The 17,164-nt window shown below is 46.8% G+C and carries 20 protein-coding genes; 14 read left to right on the top strand and 6 right to left on the bottom strand.

Annotation, left to right across the window (positions count from 1 at the left end):
• Window positions 1-23: 23 nt before the first annotated feature.
• A complete protein-coding gene (rlmD, locus tag QMF38_RS06495) occupies window positions 24-1,250 on the top strand; it encodes a 23S rRNA (uracil(1939)-C(5))-methyltransferase RlmD (RefSeq protein ID WP_281758958.1) in 1,227 nt (408 codons plus the stop codon).
• Window positions 1,251-1,939: 689 nt separating this feature from the next.
• Here rlmD and QMF38_RS06490 read toward each other — a convergent pair.
• A complete protein-coding gene (locus QMF38_RS06490; RefSeq protein ID WP_072873490.1) occupies window positions 1,940-2,470 on the bottom strand; it encodes a hypothetical protein in 531 nt (176 codons plus the stop codon).
• 734 nt (window positions 2,471-3,204) lie between these two features.
• Here QMF38_RS06490 and QMF38_RS06485 point away from each other — a divergent pair.
• The 8 genes from QMF38_RS06485 to QMF38_RS06450 all read left to right on the top strand — a co-directional run bounded on the left by QMF38_RS06485 (window position 3,205) and on the right by QMF38_RS06450 (window position 9,564).
• Window positions 3,205-3,774: an RNA polymerase sigma factor gene (locus tag QMF38_RS06485; protein ID WP_058095755.1), complete on the top strand. Its 570-nt coding sequence runs from the start codon at window positions 3,205-3,207 to the stop codon at window positions 3,772-3,774.
• The gene (locus QMF38_RS06480; RefSeq protein WP_281758957.1) at window positions 3,749-4,564 is read left to right on the top strand and encodes a hypothetical protein; all 816 of its coding nucleotides are present in this window, start codon (window positions 3,749-3,751) and stop codon (window positions 4,562-4,564) included. Before QMF38_RS06485 ends, QMF38_RS06480 begins: the two co-directional genes overlap by 26 nt.
• Window positions 4,548-5,447, top strand: coding sequence for an ABC transporter ATP-binding protein (locus QMF38_RS06475; protein WP_058095757.1), 900 nt, complete (start codon window positions 4,548-4,550; stop codon window positions 5,445-5,447). Before QMF38_RS06480 ends, QMF38_RS06475 begins: the two co-directional genes overlap by 17 nt.
• Window positions 5,419-6,558 carry an ABC transporter permease subunit gene (locus tag QMF38_RS06470; RefSeq protein ID WP_072873487.1) on the top strand — a complete coding sequence of 380 codons (1,140 nt, stop codon included), beginning with the start codon at window positions 5,419-5,421 and terminating at the stop codon, window positions 6,556-6,558. The genes QMF38_RS06475 and QMF38_RS06470 overlap by 29 nt, the downstream gene beginning before the upstream one ends.
• 223 nt (window positions 6,559-6,781) lie before the next feature.
• The gene (locus QMF38_RS06465; RefSeq protein WP_058095759.1) at window positions 6,782-7,117 is read left to right on the top strand and encodes a PadR family transcriptional regulator; all 336 of its coding nucleotides are present in this window, start codon (window positions 6,782-6,784) and stop codon (window positions 7,115-7,117) included.
• A complete protein-coding gene (locus tag QMF38_RS06460) occupies window positions 7,114-8,031 on the top strand; it encodes a permease prefix domain 1-containing protein (RefSeq protein ID WP_072873486.1) in 918 nt (305 codons plus the stop codon). The genes QMF38_RS06465 and QMF38_RS06460 overlap by 4 nt, the downstream gene beginning before the upstream one ends.
• A gap of 25 nt (window positions 8,032-8,056) precedes the next feature.
• Window positions 8,057-9,121: a VanZ family protein gene (locus QMF38_RS06455; RefSeq protein ID WP_072873485.1), complete on the top strand. Its 1,065-nt coding sequence runs from the start codon at window positions 8,057-8,059 to the stop codon at window positions 9,119-9,121.
• An 89-nt stretch (window positions 9,122-9,210) separates the two neighbouring features.
• Window positions 9,211-9,564, top strand: a complete 354-nt coding sequence (locus tag QMF38_RS06450; protein ID WP_072873484.1) for a hypothetical protein — start codon at window positions 9,211-9,213, stop codon at window positions 9,562-9,564.
• 135 nt (window positions 9,565-9,699) lie between these two features.
• On the opposite strand, the gene QMF38_RS06445 is transcribed toward QMF38_RS06450, so the two are convergent.
• The 5 genes from QMF38_RS06445 to QMF38_RS06425 form a co-directional block, all read right to left on the bottom strand.
• Window positions 9,700-10,143, bottom strand: coding sequence for an Hsp20/alpha crystallin family protein (locus tag QMF38_RS06445; RefSeq protein ID WP_058095763.1), 444 nt, complete (start codon window positions 10,141-10,143; stop codon window positions 9,700-9,702).
• A gap of 123 nt (window positions 10,144-10,266) precedes the next feature.
• The gene (locus QMF38_RS06440; RefSeq protein WP_072873483.1) at window positions 10,267-10,809 is read right to left on the bottom strand and encodes a hypothetical protein; all 543 of its coding nucleotides are present in this window, start codon (window positions 10,807-10,809) and stop codon (window positions 10,267-10,269) included.
• A gap of 379 nt (window positions 10,810-11,188) precedes the next feature.
• On the bottom strand, window positions 11,189-12,832 hold the full coding sequence (locus QMF38_RS06435) for an RNA polymerase sigma factor (RefSeq protein WP_281758956.1): 1,644 nt from the start codon (window positions 12,830-12,832) through the stop codon (window positions 11,189-11,191).
• Between the two features lie 153 nt (window positions 12,833-12,985).
• On the bottom strand, window positions 12,986-13,159 hold the full coding sequence (locus tag QMF38_RS06430) for a hypothetical protein (protein ID WP_281758955.1): 174 nt from the start codon (window positions 13,157-13,159) through the stop codon (window positions 12,986-12,988).
• Between the two features lie 188 nt (window positions 13,160-13,347).
• The gene (locus tag QMF38_RS06425; RefSeq protein ID WP_129583479.1) at window positions 13,348-13,647 is read right to left on the bottom strand and encodes a hypothetical protein; all 300 of its coding nucleotides are present in this window, start codon (window positions 13,645-13,647) and stop codon (window positions 13,348-13,350) included.
• Window positions 13,648-14,038: 391 nt separating this feature from the next.
• Here QMF38_RS06425 and QMF38_RS06420 point away from each other — a divergent pair, with 391 nt between their 5' ends.
• From QMF38_RS06420 to QMF38_RS06405, 5 genes are all read left to right on the top strand, one after another.
• Window positions 14,039-15,022, top strand: coding sequence for an EVE domain-containing protein (locus tag QMF38_RS06420; protein WP_281758954.1), 984 nt, complete (start codon window positions 14,039-14,041; stop codon window positions 15,020-15,022).
• Window positions 15,023-15,046: 24 nt separating this feature from the next.
• Window positions 15,047-15,856, top strand: coding sequence for a DUF5677 domain-containing protein (locus QMF38_RS06415; RefSeq protein WP_129583481.1), 810 nt, complete (start codon window positions 15,047-15,049; stop codon window positions 15,854-15,856).
• A 55-nt stretch (window positions 15,857-15,911) separates the two neighbouring features.
• Window positions 15,912-16,154, top strand: coding sequence for a DUF7669 domain-containing protein (locus QMF38_RS14935; RefSeq protein ID WP_072872928.1), 243 nt, complete (start codon window positions 15,912-15,914; stop codon window positions 16,152-16,154).
• A 103-nt stretch (window positions 16,155-16,257) separates the two neighbouring features.
• Complete coding sequence (locus QMF38_RS06410) at window positions 16,258-16,656, top strand: VOC family protein (RefSeq protein WP_072872929.1); 399 nt, start codon at window positions 16,258-16,260, stop codon at window positions 16,654-16,656.
• A gap of 105 nt (window positions 16,657-16,761) precedes the next feature.
• On the top strand, window positions 16,762-16,962 hold the full coding sequence (locus tag QMF38_RS06405) for a hypothetical protein (RefSeq protein WP_072872930.1): 201 nt from the start codon (window positions 16,762-16,764) through the stop codon (window positions 16,960-16,962).
• Window positions 16,963-17,164 lie beyond the last annotated feature (202 nt).

Below are 17,164 nucleotides of genomic sequence, written 5' to 3'. Positions count from 1 at the left end.
GTGGATATCAAGGGAGGGCGCGGATGGCGGACGTTGATCAACAAAAGGCCATTTCGGTCGGTGAAGAATTTGACGTGACGGCTATACGCCTTAACGACAACGGCGATGGTGTCGCCATCTGCAACGGGATGACGGTGTTCATCCCGTTTCTCCTTGTCGGCGAGGATGCAAGAATTCGCATTACATCCGTAGAGAAGCGATTCGCTTGCGGGCAAGTAGTGGAGCGACGCACGGCATCGGCGGATCGGCAGGATGCGCCGTGTCCAGTGTTCGGTGAATGCGGAGGATGCCAAGTCCAACACATGCGCTACGAGGCACAGACGATATGGAAAGAGGGACGCATCCGCCGCATCGCGGAGCGGCTCGGCTTGGATGTCGATGCTGTCGTCCGTCCTATCATCGGATCGCATACGCCGTTTCGATACCGCAACCAGGTGCAGATGCCGGTGCGCTATAATGCAGATGAGAAGCGGGTTGAGATGGGTTTTTTTGCGGCTGAAACGCACGCAATGGCAGTGACCGACTCGTGTCACCTCATTTCGGAGACGATGCAAAGCACTCTTGTACGGGCATGCCGCTTCCTGACAAGCATCGGACCAGCGGCTGCAGACGTGCACCACATTGTCTTGCGCGAGTCTGCGACGAATGCCGAGCAGATGATTGTATTCTGCACCGCTAATGGCGACGATGAATTCGCGCGCACGCTCGCTCGTTTTCATGCGCCGTCCGTCAAAACGGTGGCCATGACGGTCCAACCGCGTCCGACAGGGCCCATTTGGGGTCGCACCGTCAACGTGCAGAAAGGCGACGGCTATCTCATGGAACGTATGGGTGGCCGGCGTTTCCGTGTGTCGCCCCGGTCATTCTTACAGGTACAGACGGGGATGGCGGATCGCATGTATCAAGTGGTGTTGCAACAGGCGCAGGTGACGCCGGAAGATGTCGTGATCGACGCCTATTGCGGAATTGGCACGCTAACCTTGCTGCTTGCGCCGCACGCCCGCCGCGTCATTGGCGTTGAGGAAATTGCACAGGCAATTGAGGATGCCCGGGAAAATGCCGAACTGAATCGCATCGAAAATGCGGAGTTTCACGGAGCACGGGTCGAAGAGTGGCTGCCAAAGTGGATAGAATCTGGCGGCCAAGCGGACGTGATCGTATTCGATCCGCCGCGCAAGGGTATTGATCGTGCCGCCTTGGATGCTGCGATTGCAGCGCAGAACTTTATTTTCCCAAGAATAAAGTCGTGACAGGAAAAAAAGGGGTTAAAAGACGGAATGAGGGAACTGCGTGCGAGACTTTATATTCACTGTTCACAATTGAGTACGGTGGAATGCGGGATGGAGGCGGGAAAAAAGCAGGAGATTTTTTGATGGGAACATAGTTAGAAATGCAAAATCGGTAATTTGCAAATTTCAAAATCGAAATTGGGAAAAGGTTGCAGAAAGGGTGAAGGGAAAGACCGTGCGGGAAGAGAGCGTGAAAAAGCCAGTAGCAGTGCTGGTATTAGATTGTATGGAATCATGCCAAATGACCCTGTATCGACTACCACGCAGTCTCTAATCGCCACCTGATGCAGTGTTTTGGTGAGTAGCAATGTCAAATACAGAATAGGTACTGTTCATTTTCAAATTCCAAAATGGAATACTGTGGAAGTTGAAGGGGAGGATTGACCGACGGCAAGAATGCGATCTTAATTTCGTTATTAAGGTCTTATCGAGCGTTCCGCCTCTACACTTCCATTATATGGTGTAAACGGTTTTGAAAAATGCAAAATTCAAATTTGCGATTTTCGATTTTGAAAATGGAACAATATTACGTATGGCTGTGAAGGACAATGAAGAGCTTCCTGGACTACTCATGCTTATGCTGACCAGTGAGTATTTGCTCCTTGGAGATTGGAGAATGAGGAGTATCGTGGTTTGAGCATCGCCTTTACCTACTTATCAGGCACAGATTTTGACTCTTGCTGGTTCAGTATCGTCAGCAAGGATTGAGGGATGTTTCGCACCACAGGCGGCTGTCCGTTGGATTGGATGATCTCCATAACATGTTGAGGATTGTATATCTGTACGGTTAGCAAGATTGGACTCGGTGGTCGTGGTGTTGGAAACACCTGTTGCCTCAGAAGAATGTAGGACATGCCCGCGTTACCAAGCATCCTATGGTTGGGGTGTACCGAGGATGGAGTCGCACGTCGCAGGTCGGCAATCACTTGGAGTATTTCACTGCGATTTGTCGTTACAGAGCGATACCAAACTGGGAGATAAGGGTTTGAACCTGGCTTCACAAAGTCAAATTCGATATACAATGGATTTCTGTAGTATTTGTACGGCAGATTGATTACGCTGTCTTGCCGAAAGGTCAACGGGCTGAAGAAGTAGGTCTTACGATAATACACCGTGGCGGCGCTCAGAATTGCCAGCAGGAAGATGATGACAACGATTGAAGAAGCCACTCGCTTGGGCATGTCGCCACCTCCACCGACATTCTATTCCATAGTCAAGCTCGGATATCCTTCCGCTTACGCCTTTCGAGCATTGACGAGAATAGCTCTTGCGGCTGAATGTCTTGTTGCTTTTTCTGTGAAGCGTCTACAACTGGATAAGCCTTCTTGCCGCAAGAGCACCATACAGATGGATACTTACCTTCGGAAATGTGAACCTCACCGCACTCGCATTTATAGCGAGGTGCTCGAATGAGTTCGACAATCGTCCTCGTATCAGGAACATAGAGATGAGTCAGGGTTCCAGGGAACCAGTCGTTAGCATGGACTCGGATTTGTCCCTGGTCACGCGGGAATGTAACAGAAACGGTGGTTCCATCAAAGTCCTTGCATTGTTTAGTTCCCCGAATCGACGAATGACCTTTTTCCGTGATGTTGCCTCAACAATATAGACAAATATCGTACCCGACTCGGATTGCCCCGAAATATCCCACCAACGCAGACGTTGTTTGTTCATGTTCCTCGCTCCTTTGTTTCCTGGTATACACTTAGACGTAGCAGTGGGCAGATTTGTCTCAAGAGCATAGAAGAAATATTGGGTGGGTCTCTCTATATGTCCGACAAATAGGAATTATCCACAAATAGATGTGTATCGGTGGATAAGTTCCCTCCGATGGGACATAGCTCGGACTGGTACATACAACTTAAAACTATTACAGGTTGTTTCTCGTCTACATAAGCGAAAGGAGGGTGACAATTTGCAATCGGATGAAGAACTCATCGCTGAAATCAGACGTGGTAGCCGTTCCGCTATGGAAGTCTTAATCCGACGCTATTACAAATTGGTGTTTGGCATCATATATCGAAAGACGGGCGATTATCACGTGGCATGTGATTTGACACAAGAGGTCTTCATAAAGGTGGCAAAGTCAGTTTCCTCCTACAAGGGAGAAGGAAAATTCAAAAGTTGGCTCACTTCCGTCACATACCATCATTGTGCAGATCATTTCCGAAGTGCGACACATGCTCGAAAGAAGAATGAGATTGAGATCCGACCTGAGATTGCTGATGAATCCATGAACGTTTATCGGCTGTTGGAACGAAATGACGAGAGAAGGGCAATCAGGAATGCTTTAATGGAGTTGCCTGACTACCAACGCGACACCATTGTGCTCAGTTATTTTGAAGGGATGAAGATAAGGGAAATCGCTGAGATCATGCAATGTACGGAGTCCACAGTTAAGTCTCGGCTCTATCAAGGGCTGGGGAAATTAAGAAAGCTGGTCAAGGGAGGTGATGGCTATGACAAAGAGAGACACAACTCGTGAGTGGGAACATCTGTTTAGGGAAAAGGGTGAAGAACTTGAGGTTGAAGAACTCGCAAGAATGCTCGATGAGTATACAGTGGAATTTCCTCCTGAACATGTCATTCAAAACACAATCGAAAATTGTGTTGTCCATGTACCACGGTACGCCTCGGAAAGCAGTAAATTGAAGCGAATGTTTCATACGCTGTCGCTTCAAGTCGAATATGTTTCAAAGTGGTTTTGGCTCTTTAGCTTGTTGCTTTTCGTTAGTGGATACGTTGCAACGGTGTTTGATTCAATTAGCCCCTATAAGACGGTCTTAGTTCTTTCTCCGATGCCATTTATTCTTGGAGTATTGGAGATTCTCCGAAGTACAGACAGCGGGATGGCGGAAATGGAACTTGCCAGCAAGATGTCACTTCCGCAAATCATGATGGCACGATTTGTTCTCATTGGCTCGTACAATGTCGTACTCAATGCCATCATCTCGTTCGGACTATATTGGACGTTTGGCATTGATTTATGGAAAGTGCTGTTGTTCTGGGTGGTTCCGTTTACGTGGATATCCAGCATTATGCTGTTTCTGGCATCGAGGTTTCGAGGCAGACGTTTGGTCCCGATTGCAGTCTCCGTATGGGGTGCTCTCGTAATCGGTATCCTTTCGAATCCAAAAACATTGCCCTATTTGCTATCGCTTAATGACACGTTATTCGTTTTGTTTGGAGTGGTAGGATTCGCATTACTCTGGATGCAGTCTATCCAACTACGGAACCGAGCGGAAAGAGGGATCTTCGTTGAAATTGCAGATTGAGAACATCTCGAAAAGCTACAGAGGAAAAAACGCACTAAAGAACTTCAACGTTGAACTGTCTGAAGGCGTACATGCATTATTAGGACCGAACGGTGCTGGCAAAAGTACGTTGATGCGTATTATAGCAGGGATTCTCCGCCCATCCGCTGGCAGGGTATTGGTCGATGGAGAGGACATCACCACAATGGGTGAAGACTACCGAGATATCCTTGGCTATTTACCACAGAGCTTTGGTCTTTATAAGAGGTTTACGGCTGAACGTTTTTTGATGTATATCGCGGCATTAAAAGGGTTGGACAAGTCCAGTGCTGAAAGGAAAGTTTCGGAGATGTTGCAACTGGTGAACCTTGATGACGTTCGCCACGTTAAGGTTGGTAAGTTTTCTGGTGGGATGAAACAACGGTTAGGCATTGCACAAGCTCTATTAAATGACCCGAAGATCCTGATTGTCGATGAACCCACCGCAGGTCTTGATCCGAAAGAACGGATTCGATTTCGCAATCTCCTTTCAGACTTTTCGACGAATCGGATTGTGCTGTTGTCTACCCATATCATCTCAGATGTGGAATTCGTGGCACAGGATGTCCTGATTATTAAAAACGGGCAATTGGTGAATCGGAATACCCCAGAGGGATTCTTACGGCAGATAGAAAGGAAAGTGTGGTCATTAACCTGCACGGAACGGCAAGTGTCAACCATTCAGCAACAATTCCAGGTTGGCAGTGTGACCCGCACTCATGATGGTGTATCCCTTCGTATTGTATCCGATCAGCAACCGTTACCGAATGCAGAAACGGTCACTCCGACCTTAGAAGACTTATATCTCTACTATTTTGGTGAGGAGGCGACCTCAGATGAAGCCACTGTCACTAACGCGGTTTGAGTTATATAAGCTGTTTTCTCGAAAGAGTGTATGGATTTTCTTCGCCATCATGGTGTTTTGTATCTATCTGCCCTTGCAAATACTTACTTCGTCATCAGGTGGTTATGCAGGCTACTATCAGTCCGTGCCACCGACTGCCCAACAGGTACAGCAAGCAAAGTCAGAACTGAAAAAAATTGCACCGAAGCTTGAATGTACGGCGGGGCTTCCAAACAATGAAGTGAACATGCTGAATCGCGCGTATTTACGTGATACAGCCATTCTAAATGCGGAAACAGGTAGTGCAATTAAACCAGACCTGGAAATGCTACAGCAATCCATTAACAAGCTCAAAGCGCAGGGGCAAATCGGGTTTACTTATCGCGCGGATACCCTTGAATACAACATGATGAAACATCTCCCGTACATCGGCTTTGGACACTACAACGGTGCCAGCAACATGATGGTTGACTTCTTCAAGACGTATGGACTCATCATTTTTGGAGCGATCATCCTGGTTGGTTTGTCGCCTGTTTTTTCAGAGGAATATTCCTTGGGAACGGATAGTTTTTTATTGACAGCAAAACGTGGCAGGAGACAACTGGTCACTGCTAAGATTCTGGCTTCAACGCTATATGTTTTGGTGATGGAAGGCATTTTGCTGGTAGTAAATGTTGCTTCAAACCTGAGTCTGTTTGATATTGGGGGATTTAACTACCCGTTACAAAGCATTGCCTTATATAGTGCACCTTTTCACTTGTCCGTGGCGCAATATATAGGAGTTGCGGTGTTGATTCAACTGTTGGGCGGTGTTGCCTTCGGATTTCTCATAATGTTGTTGTCATCATTTAACAGATCCACACTGGTAACATTTTTCGTTTCAGCAGGAATTTTTGCACTTCCAGAACTCATCGTGTTGATGTTCGGGTTAAAAAATTGGGCGCAAACCCTTATGGACTTTAGCTACACAGGATTGATACAAGTATCAAGGTTATTTAAGAGCTTCGTTGCTTATAACGTGTTTGGTTATCCAGTGTTGTACCCGATTCTCGTAATTGGTCTTGCGATACTGGTATCTATTCCGATTGTTTGGCTGACGTATCGCGTGTATTGCAGGCATCAAATCGCCTGATTTCGGCGACGGTTTCCGTTGGTCTAAGAAGGCACAAGTAATCACCAACCATCAAATTGTGGAGCGGCAGTGTATGGAACACTATCGCTTTTTTTACTGTGATTACAGTGTTTGATACAAGGCGGGTGTATGAAAATTCTTTGACCAAGAAAGGAATTGTTGAAGAACTGGAGAATACCATTTAGAGCAACATACATAGATAGGCTATGTTTGGAGGGGCTTTATGAGAAATGAACGTTTGAGAGGATACTTGGATGTCATTTTGTTATCGATTCTCCTGGAAGGCGACTCGTATGGATACGATATCGCGCAACAGGTAAGTGACCAGACTCATGGAGCATTGGCAATAAAAGAAGGGTCGCTTTATCCAGCGTTAAAGCGGTTGGAGGCAAATCGATTCATTGAGGGATACTGGGGGACGGACAAGGATTCGGGTCCTCGCCGACGTTATTATCGCATCACAGATCGAGGCAAGAGTCATCTCAGGAAATTACAGGAGGAGTGGAACGCGGAGCAACGCCTGCTATCGGTTTTCTTCGACAAGGTGGTGCCCGAATGAACCGATTCGATGCCTATCTTTACCAGATCCTAAACGGTACTTACCTTCACAAACAGGAGAAAGTGGCTTGGATCGAGGAAATGCAGAGCCATTTAGAGGATTCTGTGCAACATTATCGAGTTGCGGGTTTGTCGGATGAACAAGCGCATCAAAGAGCACTCGCATCATTCGGCACAGCAAAGGAACTTCGTCAGCAAATTATTCGAGAGACGTTTGTAATCTCGCCCAAGTGGTATCTCATTGTGGGTGTCTTATGTTTTATCTCGTTGGGAGTAGCTCTATTTACCAACACGCGATTTGATGATTCCGTCGTTACCATCGGGAATCCTGCCACATGGGAACCAATACCCACGCCTCAATGGGTGGTGTGGTTGCATCAACACTTTCCATTGAATCCTGCTCGCTGGGCAACGCTTGGCACGATGTCCTTCATGATGGTATTTACCAGAAAACAAACGGATCGGCTGGCTGTTCTTATCAGTTGGATACCGTTTTCCGTATCACTGTTACCCAGTAGTGTTTCACTGCCCCTGGGGTCAGACGGAATTCGGCAGGTTATCTTCTCAGCCCTACCGATCATCCAACCAGTCAGCATTGGCGCAACATGTGAGTATGGAATCATTTTCGCCCTTGGTATCGCGCTTTATATATGGACACGTAATCGGATAATCAGCTTGACTCCATGGATGATATCGATCACGCTGACCGTTGCACCGTTTTTGTGGAGCTTGATGCAGGAGACGCTGTGGGAGCAAACCAGAAACCCAATTTTCTGGGGGCTGGCACCAGTAAGTTGGGGGTATCTATGGAGTGCTATATCGTCCGTTATCGTTCATTTGATTGGCGCGGTGCTGTTGTTGTTTATGTGCAAGAGGGTTGAGTCCAGTTCCATTCGGCTGAGAAAGCTCATATAGATCATCCACGATTGGAGGGACTTGTGTGTTGACGTTTACCCCATTCGGCGTAGTCGCTGTTCTACTATACTTGATAATCGCTATAAGCATAGGTATTAAGAGGAGAACTCCAGCAACTCGGCAAGTTTTGTATTTTGTCTTTTTCGTATATCTCCTCGTCGTTGCTAAGATCACGTTGTTTCCAATTCCACTGCACCACTATGGAGTAAATGCGCCTGCGAATAATATCATTCCATTCCATACGATACGAGCAGTGATTGCGGGAAAGTCACTTTCCTATGACCTTTATAACCTGGGAGGCAACATCCTACTGTTTGTTCCGTTTGGCTTTATGTTACCCTTGATATCCTCAAGGCAAAATCGGTTTCTGAGAGTTGTCCTGCTGGGATTTTGCATGACTTTGGTGGTCGAGTCAGGAAAGTTCATCATCTCATCTGTATTGGGTTTTACATATCGCGATTTTGACGTGGATGATTTAATACTCAACACCTTCGGGGCAATTGTTGGCTTTGGTATTTTAAGGTTCGCATTGCGGTTTTGGCACTCTCAACATTGGAAATCTCCGCGAATGTGGCTCATAGGCAGTCCGATTCTCGTCTTGATTATCCTTGGCGGTGTATGGGGATATGAATACGAATCGCACTCCACGCCTACCAAATCCCAGGAAAGCTATGATTCTAATGTGTTGCCTCTTGAGACAATCCCTTTTTCCAAGGGTGTCGTGTTGATTACAACGACCGACCCTCGCGTTTCGAAGGAACCTGGATATATGGCGTGGTACGTGGAAAAGACCAAGTTATGGGGATGGCGGTTAAAGGTAAAGTCGTATGACTTGCTGAATAGCAGAAATGGTTCAATGGAGGCTTCTTTTGCCTCAATGACAGTGAACGGTAAAACATTTGCTTGGGGGGCAATAAAGAAGCCCAATGTCCAGGAAATTGTGTACCGTCAAAATGGGAAAACGTATAAAAGTCACACTGATCAAAAAGAATTTTGGGATATAAGTCTACCGTTCAACCAGACCGTTTTTCATCATTCAGACTGGACTGTTAAGTTGAAGAATGGAAGCATTGTACCACTGTTCGAGTAGGAGTATATAGAAGGTGTCCCATATAGTTGGCAGGGAGTAACAAGAGCTTGCAGAAAGTGCGTCTTGCATAGTGGAGGGAGGTATTGATCTTGAGGAAACGATTTGAAACGTGGTTTGTGTCGTCTGTACTCCCACTGGGTCTTTTGGTCGTTGGTGTAAGTACGGCAAGCGCGGCGAACAATGTGCAAGTCGCAAAGCCTATCACAACCCCAGCAACGCCCCATTCGATTCCGCCACAATTGCAAGGGAAACCAGCACAACTGACCCCCGACCCAGGAATTGTCTCAGCGTACAGTGCAAAGACAACAGATATCGGGTTCGAGTCCGACCTGAAATCATCAAAGAACTTAGACCCAGGTATGACACCGCAATACCCGCCATCCTTGGGACTGCCTAATGCACACCCAGCGAAACCAGGAAAACCGCCCAAGACAAAGAATTAAAGGCGACGGTATGGGACGGACTTCACCCCATTCCCGTTACTCAAAGGACGCACGTTTGAAGACAAATACGGTGTTCATCATGTTGAAATGCGAAAACGCCCCTCGGAATCCCAAGGGGCATTTGCTGTATGTGTTTCAGTGAAAGTCCACGTCAATCTGACGACCGATTTGCTTCTGGCTCTTAGGAATCCTGACTTCCAGTATCCCATTCCTGTATGACGCTTTTGCTCCCGTGTCATCCACTGCTGTGGGTAACGGCACAGTGCGCGAGAATTGCCCATAGTACCGTTCCATGCGATGCACGTTCTCGTCCTTTTGCTCGCCCATCCGTTCGATTTTGCCGCTGAGATGCAGATGGTTGTCGTGGACGGTGATATTCACGTCCTCCTTCTTCTCCAGTCCAGGAATTTCTGCGGTAACGATTACTTCGTTTTGGCTCTCACGAACGTCAACTCGAATCCGTGGCATGTTCGCGAAGTGACTGTCGAACCAATCGTCGTCGAACAACCTTGGGAATGACGGGAACCAGTCAGAAGCACGTCTGGTGATGTTGAACGGGTCATACGGGACTAAGGGCATGTTGAATACACCTCCAGGTTGAAATGTCCGCAGTTATGGTTTCCCAGATTGGAAGGAAACTTGCATCTGTTATGGTATTTTCCTTGTACTGAAATCGCATGATCAATGCGGCAGGTATGCCAATCACCGCGCCTTTGCCCTTGGTCGAATAGACCCTCGTATCTTTAATTCGCCACCTGATTCACCTTCAGTGTGACGCTCTTCTGGAGCCTTGAATATGCCTTGTTGCCAAATGTGGAAGCCATAAATTATGAAAAACAGGGCAAAAATGACGAGGAAATATTGCCACGGTTGAAGAAGGTTGTAGGCTCCAATACCGAACGAAGGCAACATGATTGCCAAAGCGATAAATGCGAAGAAGGCATCGATGACGACGTTGGTGATTACATACAAACAAAATTTATGCGATGTTAAGTGGAATATCCACAATGTCCTTACAGCAAAAATGCCATACGCAAAACTAACATCGATCATATATCCCCAAGGCACAATGTATTGGTAAATTGTCCACCACTTGAATGTGTATGCGATCTGGAAAATAATCGTCATCAACAGGCACGTAAAAATTGTGACAGGCATGTATCGTTTAACTGTATCTTTGTCCAAGAATACTAACGTGACCCATGGCAAAACCAGAAGCAACCAAAGTAACATCTTAATACCCAAATGAAACACCTCCCTGTATCAGTGACGCCTATAGAGAGGATTTCCCACTATGAGGAATGCATGAGTCACAGGGGCGTATGGACAGGCGCTACGGAAAACCGTGGAATTTGCGGAACTGGTGTTTGTATCAGTTGAAGGACCTACGTAACGCATATAGTCTCAATAACCGCCTGCTCTCCCGTCGTACACTCTTTTCATGCGGCGAAAGAGTGGGCATTGGAGCAGTGATACGGGGACGTTTTCGCATAATCCTCGGTTCTGTACCTGGCTTGCCCTTTTCGTCTCCGACCTGTTTCACGGGTAACACCTCCATGCTAAAGGCTGGGTAGGGGGACGGGGAGGAGTGAAATGAGACCAGCCTCCGCGCCCCTTAAACGAATCAGCCCTTGTCGATGATGACTTTCAATTGATGAGCCAGGTTTACAAGATCCTCCATCGATAATCCAGAGGCAGTCAACATATACGGACGCTCGGCGTTTTCCCAAAATAAACGGGCTAAAACCATACTGGGCGTGTAAACTACTTCACTTTTCGCTGTTGGACTGAGGTCTGGATGTTTTTCAGTTAACTTCGATAGCCCCCAGTGACGGGCAACATCATCGTTTAACCGTTCAGCTTGCCACAATGTCACGACAGGACTCCCGCGAAGTAGTTCGCGAGAACGAGCGGGAGGACCGTATCTGACAGCCCACTCTTTTCCTCCATAATACTTCTTGATCCCGACGGTTTCACTTATCCCCAAGGACGACACCGTTTCTTCGTCCAGTCCCATTAACGGGAAGGGGCATTGCTGTAATGCGTCAGAGATAGACACCTGAGTCCCGAATCCACCCATCAAATCAGAGAAAGACCGCAACATTGATTTCGGAATGTGGGTTGGCAGGTCGAAGGTGCGACGTGTGACGGGTGGGTTGCAAGTAACGTGATCGATTTCTTCTCTAAATGAGCATTTGTCATTCCGCCAATACTCAATAATCCTTGGAACTCCATCAGTTGGATGTATCCAAAAGTGAACTCCCGCCTGTTCGCGTTCATCGTTGGTGGATTCGGCAAAGTGAGTTGGGAGCCATACATGCCACAGGTCATTTCTTTCGGACGGTAGAACCACTAAATCCTCACTTGACAACAGTTCTCTCCAGAGATGCTCAAGAATGAACTTGGGATCGGGGTTCCGTGACAACTGAATCTGATTGATGGTGTTGGAACTCTCGAACCAAGTCCGCATGCGATTACCGTGGATAACAGTAGTCACATTGCCTGCTTCATCAGACTGTGTATCGATACGCCACCAATTGGGTGACATCCAGGTGTACTTTGCGTGTTGTTCCGTTGATTCTCCTGATGCTGAATACCAATGACGAATGACGTCAAATTTGACGCTCTTTAACGTTGCCCACGTCTGCGATAACGTGTCTTTGATTTGACGTTGTTCGACCAATCGTCTTTCCCGCAGTTGAGACAGAATGGATTCCCATGAGTCGGCTCTACCTTCCCCGTTGTTTCCGCCGTCCTCGCTGTAAGAGAGCATGGATTGAAGTTGTTGACGCGCTCTCGACAATCGGGATTTCACGGTTCCAGAGGGAATGTCAAGGAATCCCGCAACTTCATTGACCGTCCATTGATGGATACCCGCGAGAAGAAACACTTGCTGAAGATCCAGGGGCAGTTTTGAATACGCCTTCTCAAACTCTATTTTCAGGAGGACATCTGCCTCAACATTGCTGTTGTCCGAGATTTCGACCATGGATTCCGTCTTTCGCTTGTTCTCTTTATTTAAGAAACGGAACGCTTGGGTCTTCACGATTTGAAAAAACCAACTTTCAAACGCCTGCGGATTGCGTAGTTCAGACAAATGACGCGCCGCCAATAGTAAGCTGTCCTGCACAACATCTTCTGCGGTGTGCCGATCTCTACAGAACTGATGTACCCAATTGACCGCCTTTGGTCGAAACAAATTGACTAAGGCAGTCCAAGCTTCGCGGTTCCCATTACGACAATCAAGTACCAACTCTGATACGCTCATGCTTCACACCTCTTTCTCGGTATTCACCCGTTATGATTCGAGATGAGGTGATTTGGTTCTCTCCAATGTTTCAATTGGCACATCGGGTATAGCATCACATCCCAAAGCCATGTATGTCCCTCCGCCCGTAATCCCCGTTCTTGCCCTGCCTATTCATTCCGCATCGGGCACATCAAACTCCCGCAACGTCCCGTTGTCATCGCTTACCCCATGACCACACGCACAGATGACTGTAGATCCGCACATTTCGATTGGGAGCTTTCCAAGCTCGGCACCATCTTTCCACTCAACCTCGCGACTACAGTTGTTGCAATGGATGACGAACATGACTCAGACCTCCGTTTGCTCAGGGTGGTAGGGGACGAGACGTATAAGGGCAAATCCCAATGTTTCTACTCCCCGCCTTTTTCGGGATACACGATGAATTGATCCGTCTCCGCTTCTGAAAGTTGAGAAGGAGCTACTCCGCATTTTTTACAATACTCATACAGCCGACGAACCTGACTCTCCCTTGGTCAGGGGCAGGGGACACGGCGTAAATTCCGTCTGGGACTATCATCTCTATCATATTCCTCCATGAGCCACTTCCGTTCTTCAAGAAGCCATTTCCAATCAGCAATATCAACGGTTTCCGACACTCCGTTGGTCAGACGACGGAGTAAGTCCTCAAATGTCCCACTGTAGCGGTTTTCACACACTCGTATCTGGTCATTGATGGCTTGTAGCCTCTTCATCAATTCTTCGTACTTGTGTTCCGTGACCTGTTCATGCCATTGACGCTTGCAGTTTTCAACGAAACCGTCGCCGTCTATCATCCCTACTCTCCGAAATACCTTTTCAACTTGCACATCACCTCTTGATGTCTTTGGAAGATACGCTTTGTGCTCATTGCCATGGGAATGGTTGTTGTACAAATTGGCTGTTCGAGCAACATTACTCTGTGAGATGGTATGTGATTCGAATGCTCCTGTTTACGTGTCACATTGCTTCCCCCATTTCTGTCCCGCAATCAAACAACCATGTAGCAAGCTATGAAGCCAATCATTTTCATCATGATAGCTCAAGTAAGATGGCTTGTAAAAATATGGTTCAATGGTGTTTAGTTTCAAACAGGATTGAGAGGTTATGAATGAAGGGCGGAGAAGGTCTATGTCGAATACAAATCATAGCGATGGAATTAAACACGACCGTCTGAGAGGCGATTTGATGTCTGTTCACATTTTTGTTCTGAACGAGAAAAACTTCGACGTATGCATTCGTCGTGGCATAGCAGGCATTCCGAATCATGAAAAAGACCAATATAACGATGCGTTGATATCACGAATGGCTCCCATCAGAAAGGGAGACTACATTCTGTTCTATATCATGGATGTCAAAGAACTACGGGGGATATATAGAGTGTTAGACAAACCCTTTTTTGACACCACACCCGTATGGGAGTCCCAAGACCCTAACCGCGTTTATCCGTTTCGTGTCCGAATTGAAAACTCCGATTATGTGTTTGAGAACCCGATTAAGTTGAACGATGTGTATGATTTGAAGGATAACGGCTTGATGTGGACGTTCAGTCTTCAGAGACCAGGAGGGGCTTCGAATACCCTTTTCTCCATCACAAATGATGAGTTTCAACATTTGTTCCGATTATTTTTGAAGCTGAACCCCGTTCTCACACCGCCACGCCCGATTCGTGAACCGTACCCATATCACGAACCGAATCTTCTAAGCCAACTGCACTTAAACAGCAACCATAATCCGAAGTATGAGTACAGTGTGATGGCATTGTTGCTGAGTGAGTTTACAGAAGGACGTTTCAAAGGCATTTTCGGGGAGTATGATGACTTCTTGGGGTACATTCCGACAAGCTTCGGGAGAGAAATGGATGCGCTTCTCATTACGCACAATCCATTGAACAAAGATGAAGTCATCGCCTACAACATCGTGGAAGTGAAAAGAGACCGCTTTGACGAGGACGGATTGGTGCAACTCTTGCAGTACGAGGACTGGTTTCTTCGCAAGAAGGTCAATGGTGATTTCAATATGGTGAGGGCAACGGCAATAGCGCAAAGCTTTAGTGACAAGGTTGTCGATTATGTAGAGAAGCGGAAGCAGTACGAAGGAAAAGGCATTAAATTGCTGGTTTTCTCGAATAGCGAACACGGATTTGAGCTTACTCCGATAGCGCGTCCCTAAAAGAAGAATACGCGGGTGATGATTATGGACGATCTGTGGGCGGGCATTGAACGGGATTTGAAAACAGCAGAGGAATTCATTCAACTCATCAATGATAATGAACCCAATATTCCCGTGTCCAACCCAAAGGGAGATGGGCTTACATATCTGATGTCACGGCAGGTTCGTTCCTTAAAGGGACTCTGTTTACTATGCCAAAACAGGAGTGACCACTCGGCGGCAATTATCCTTCGAACGATTATCGAAGATTATCTATTGATATGGTATTTTGAGCAATTCGATGATGCGAAGGACAGTTGGTCTCATGCAAGAGTAGCCCAGGGTATCGGGTATATGGAGCGATTGAAAAAGTATTATGACACAGACTCGGTGATGTCAGAGAGCATTGCCAAGTATCAGGATTTTTTACGTTCTATGCAGTTGGAAGACAACGATGTCGCAAAATGGGATAGCCGACTTAAACAGAGAATGGATAGACTACGCGACAAATTGCAAGAAATCGATACCAAATTGACAAGACAGTTGTTCATTTATGACGTTTTGTACCCAAAATTCAGCGGATGGGTTCACGCCAACGGAGTGGAACTTGGTCGCTATGTGCAACATCATTCAGACGACTATTTTTCGATGTATTTAGAAAGCAATCCTATCCTCATTAGCGAGATACTTTACAATGCTGTGAAACTGGTTGGAGCATCGTTCATCAAATACCTGGTCATTCTTCACGAAACAAGCGATGAATTTTCGGAACTGCCTATTGTAGAAGTTGACGAATGGCTTCATCAACGGCTCGAAAAGATGTCCTTTATTAACCAAAATCTAACTGATGATTAGAGTGAGTTAGTGCTCAGATGAGGTACGGAATCTTCCATATACGGGAGTGGGGCTTATGGTGATTAGTAAGGAGAATGCGGAACATTACAGTTGGGGTGCGGAAAGGCATAAATCATTTCATGGTTCAAGAGTCGTTGACTACATGAAAGCGATGAAGACCACATATCCAGAATCAACGATTCGAACTCACGTTACGTCGCTGTGCTGTGTGAATGCGCCGAATCATCATGCAACAGTGTTTTCTGATTTTGAACGGATGGACCGTGGGGTTTACAGGATACATAAACTTAAGGGCTAACCCTGGGTGACAAGGGATGGTTTGACGGTTATTGAACGATTGACATCTCGCACGGTCTTAAATAGAGGTTGATGATGAGGAAGACTATTGAGTCGAAGGGAAGATGCTTGTGGGCGGACTTCACCATATCGAGATATATGTATCAGACTTACAACGTTCGGCTGAGTTTTGGGGATGGTTTCTGCCTGAACTGGGATTTGAACCGTTTCAAGAGTGGGATGAGGGACGTAGTTGGAAGTTGAACGACACATATCTGGTTTTCGTTCAAGCAAAGAGAAAACATCTCGATATCCCGTACAATCGGTGTCGGGTAGGATTAAATCATTTGGCTTTTCATGCGGACTCCCGTCAACAGGTAGATGATTTGACTGAGAAGGTACGTGCCAAGGGGATGACAATCCTCTACGAAGATAGGCATCTCTATGCGGGTGGGGCAAACCACTACGCTTTGTTTTTCGAAGACCCTGATCGAATCAAAGTCGAGGTAGTAGCACCGAGTTAAAGGCGTTAAGGGGAAAGAACTCGGCAGGAGGGTGACACAATGACTGAATGAAACAACGGCTCGAAACCAGATAACACGAGTTGGATTCTGGAGCGCCCAAACGACATGAACACGATTCGTATCATCGGAAATGTATACACCACGGTATCTGAAGATGAATTCACGGATGCATTCATCGAATGGCTGGAGAGCAAAGGGTGGAGTTTCTTCGGTCGGACGGCTGAACTTGGCGACGAGGACGATGACGGCGAAATCCTCGATGGCATTCTATCAGAAGAAGCCGTGAAGGATAGGGAAACAGAGTAGATGTGGGTAAATGGGAGAAGAGTAAAACAGGGCGTTCAAGCTTTCTTGCGGGTCATCAGTGCGCTATGCCGTAGCTTTGCGAAAGTCCTCACATATTGTAATAGGTGATCCCTGGAAATGCCATAGCCACGGGTATCACAGTTCGGTGAAGCTGTTGTCCCTTGCTACGGAAATCCTATCCTTCGCTGATTGAGGCAGTCTT

It is taken from the genome of Alicyclobacillus hesperidum subsp. aegles (assembly GCF_027923525.1).
GTDB lineage: Bacteria > Bacillota > Bacilli > Alicyclobacillales > Alicyclobacillaceae > Alicyclobacillus > Alicyclobacillus aegles.
Note: the sequence above shows the minus strand (reverse complement) of the source record. Positions and strands in the feature narration are given on the sequence as shown.

What these genes read in the sequence shown, in the direction of transcription:
- QMF38_RS06415 (WP_129583481.1), top strand. Translation starts at nt 15,047, where the DNA reads ATGGACGATCTGTGGGCGGGCATTGAACGGGATTTGAAAACAGCAGAG.
- QMF38_RS06410 (WP_072872929.1), top strand. Translation starts at nt 16,258, where the DNA reads ATGCTTGTGGGCGGACTTCACCATATCGAGATATATGTATCAGACTTA.
- QMF38_RS06470 (WP_072873487.1), top strand. Translation starts at nt 5,419, where the DNA reads ATGAAGCCACTGTCACTAACGCGGTTTGAGTTATATAAGCTGTTTTCT.
- QMF38_RS06445 (WP_058095763.1), bottom strand. Translation starts at nt 10,143, where the DNA reads ATGCCCTTAGTCCCGTATGACCCGTTCAACATCACCAGACGTGCTTCT.
- QMF38_RS06480 (WP_281758957.1), top strand. Translation starts at nt 3,749, where the DNA reads ATGACAAAGAGAGACACAACTCGTGAGTGGGAACATCTGTTTAGGGAA.
- QMF38_RS06465 (WP_058095759.1), top strand. Translation starts at nt 6,782, where the DNA reads ATGAGAAATGAACGTTTGAGAGGATACTTGGATGTCATTTTGTTATCG.
- QMF38_RS06405 (WP_072872930.1), top strand. Translation starts at nt 16,762, where the DNA reads ATGAACACGATTCGTATCATCGGAAATGTATACACCACGGTATCTGAA.
- QMF38_RS06425 (WP_129583479.1), bottom strand. Translation starts at nt 13,647, where the DNA reads ATGATAGACGGCGACGGTTTCGTTGAAAACTGCAAGCGTCAATGGCAT.
- QMF38_RS06435 (WP_281758956.1), bottom strand. Translation starts at nt 12,832, where the DNA reads ATGAGCGTATCAGAGTTGGTACTTGATTGTCGTAATGGGAACCGCGAA.
- QMF38_RS14935 (WP_072872928.1), top strand. Translation starts at nt 15,912, where the DNA reads ATGGTGATTAGTAAGGAGAATGCGGAACATTACAGTTGGGGTGCGGAA.
- QMF38_RS06430 (WP_281758955.1), bottom strand. Translation starts at nt 13,159, where the DNA reads ATGTTCGTCATCCATTGCAACAACTGTAGTCGCGAGGTTGAGTGGAAA.
- QMF38_RS06490 (WP_072873490.1), bottom strand. Translation starts at nt 2,470, where the DNA reads ATGCCCAAGCGAGTGGCTTCTTCAATCGTTGTCATCATCTTCCTGCTG.
- rlmD (WP_281758958.1), top strand. Translation starts at nt 24, where the DNA reads ATGGCGGACGTTGATCAACAAAAGGCCATTTCGGTCGGTGAAGAATTT.
- QMF38_RS06460 (WP_072873486.1), top strand. Translation starts at nt 7,114, where the DNA reads ATGAACCGATTCGATGCCTATCTTTACCAGATCCTAAACGGTACTTAC.
- QMF38_RS06420 (WP_281758954.1), top strand. Translation starts at nt 14,039, where the DNA reads ATGTCTGTTCACATTTTTGTTCTGAACGAGAAAAACTTCGACGTATGC.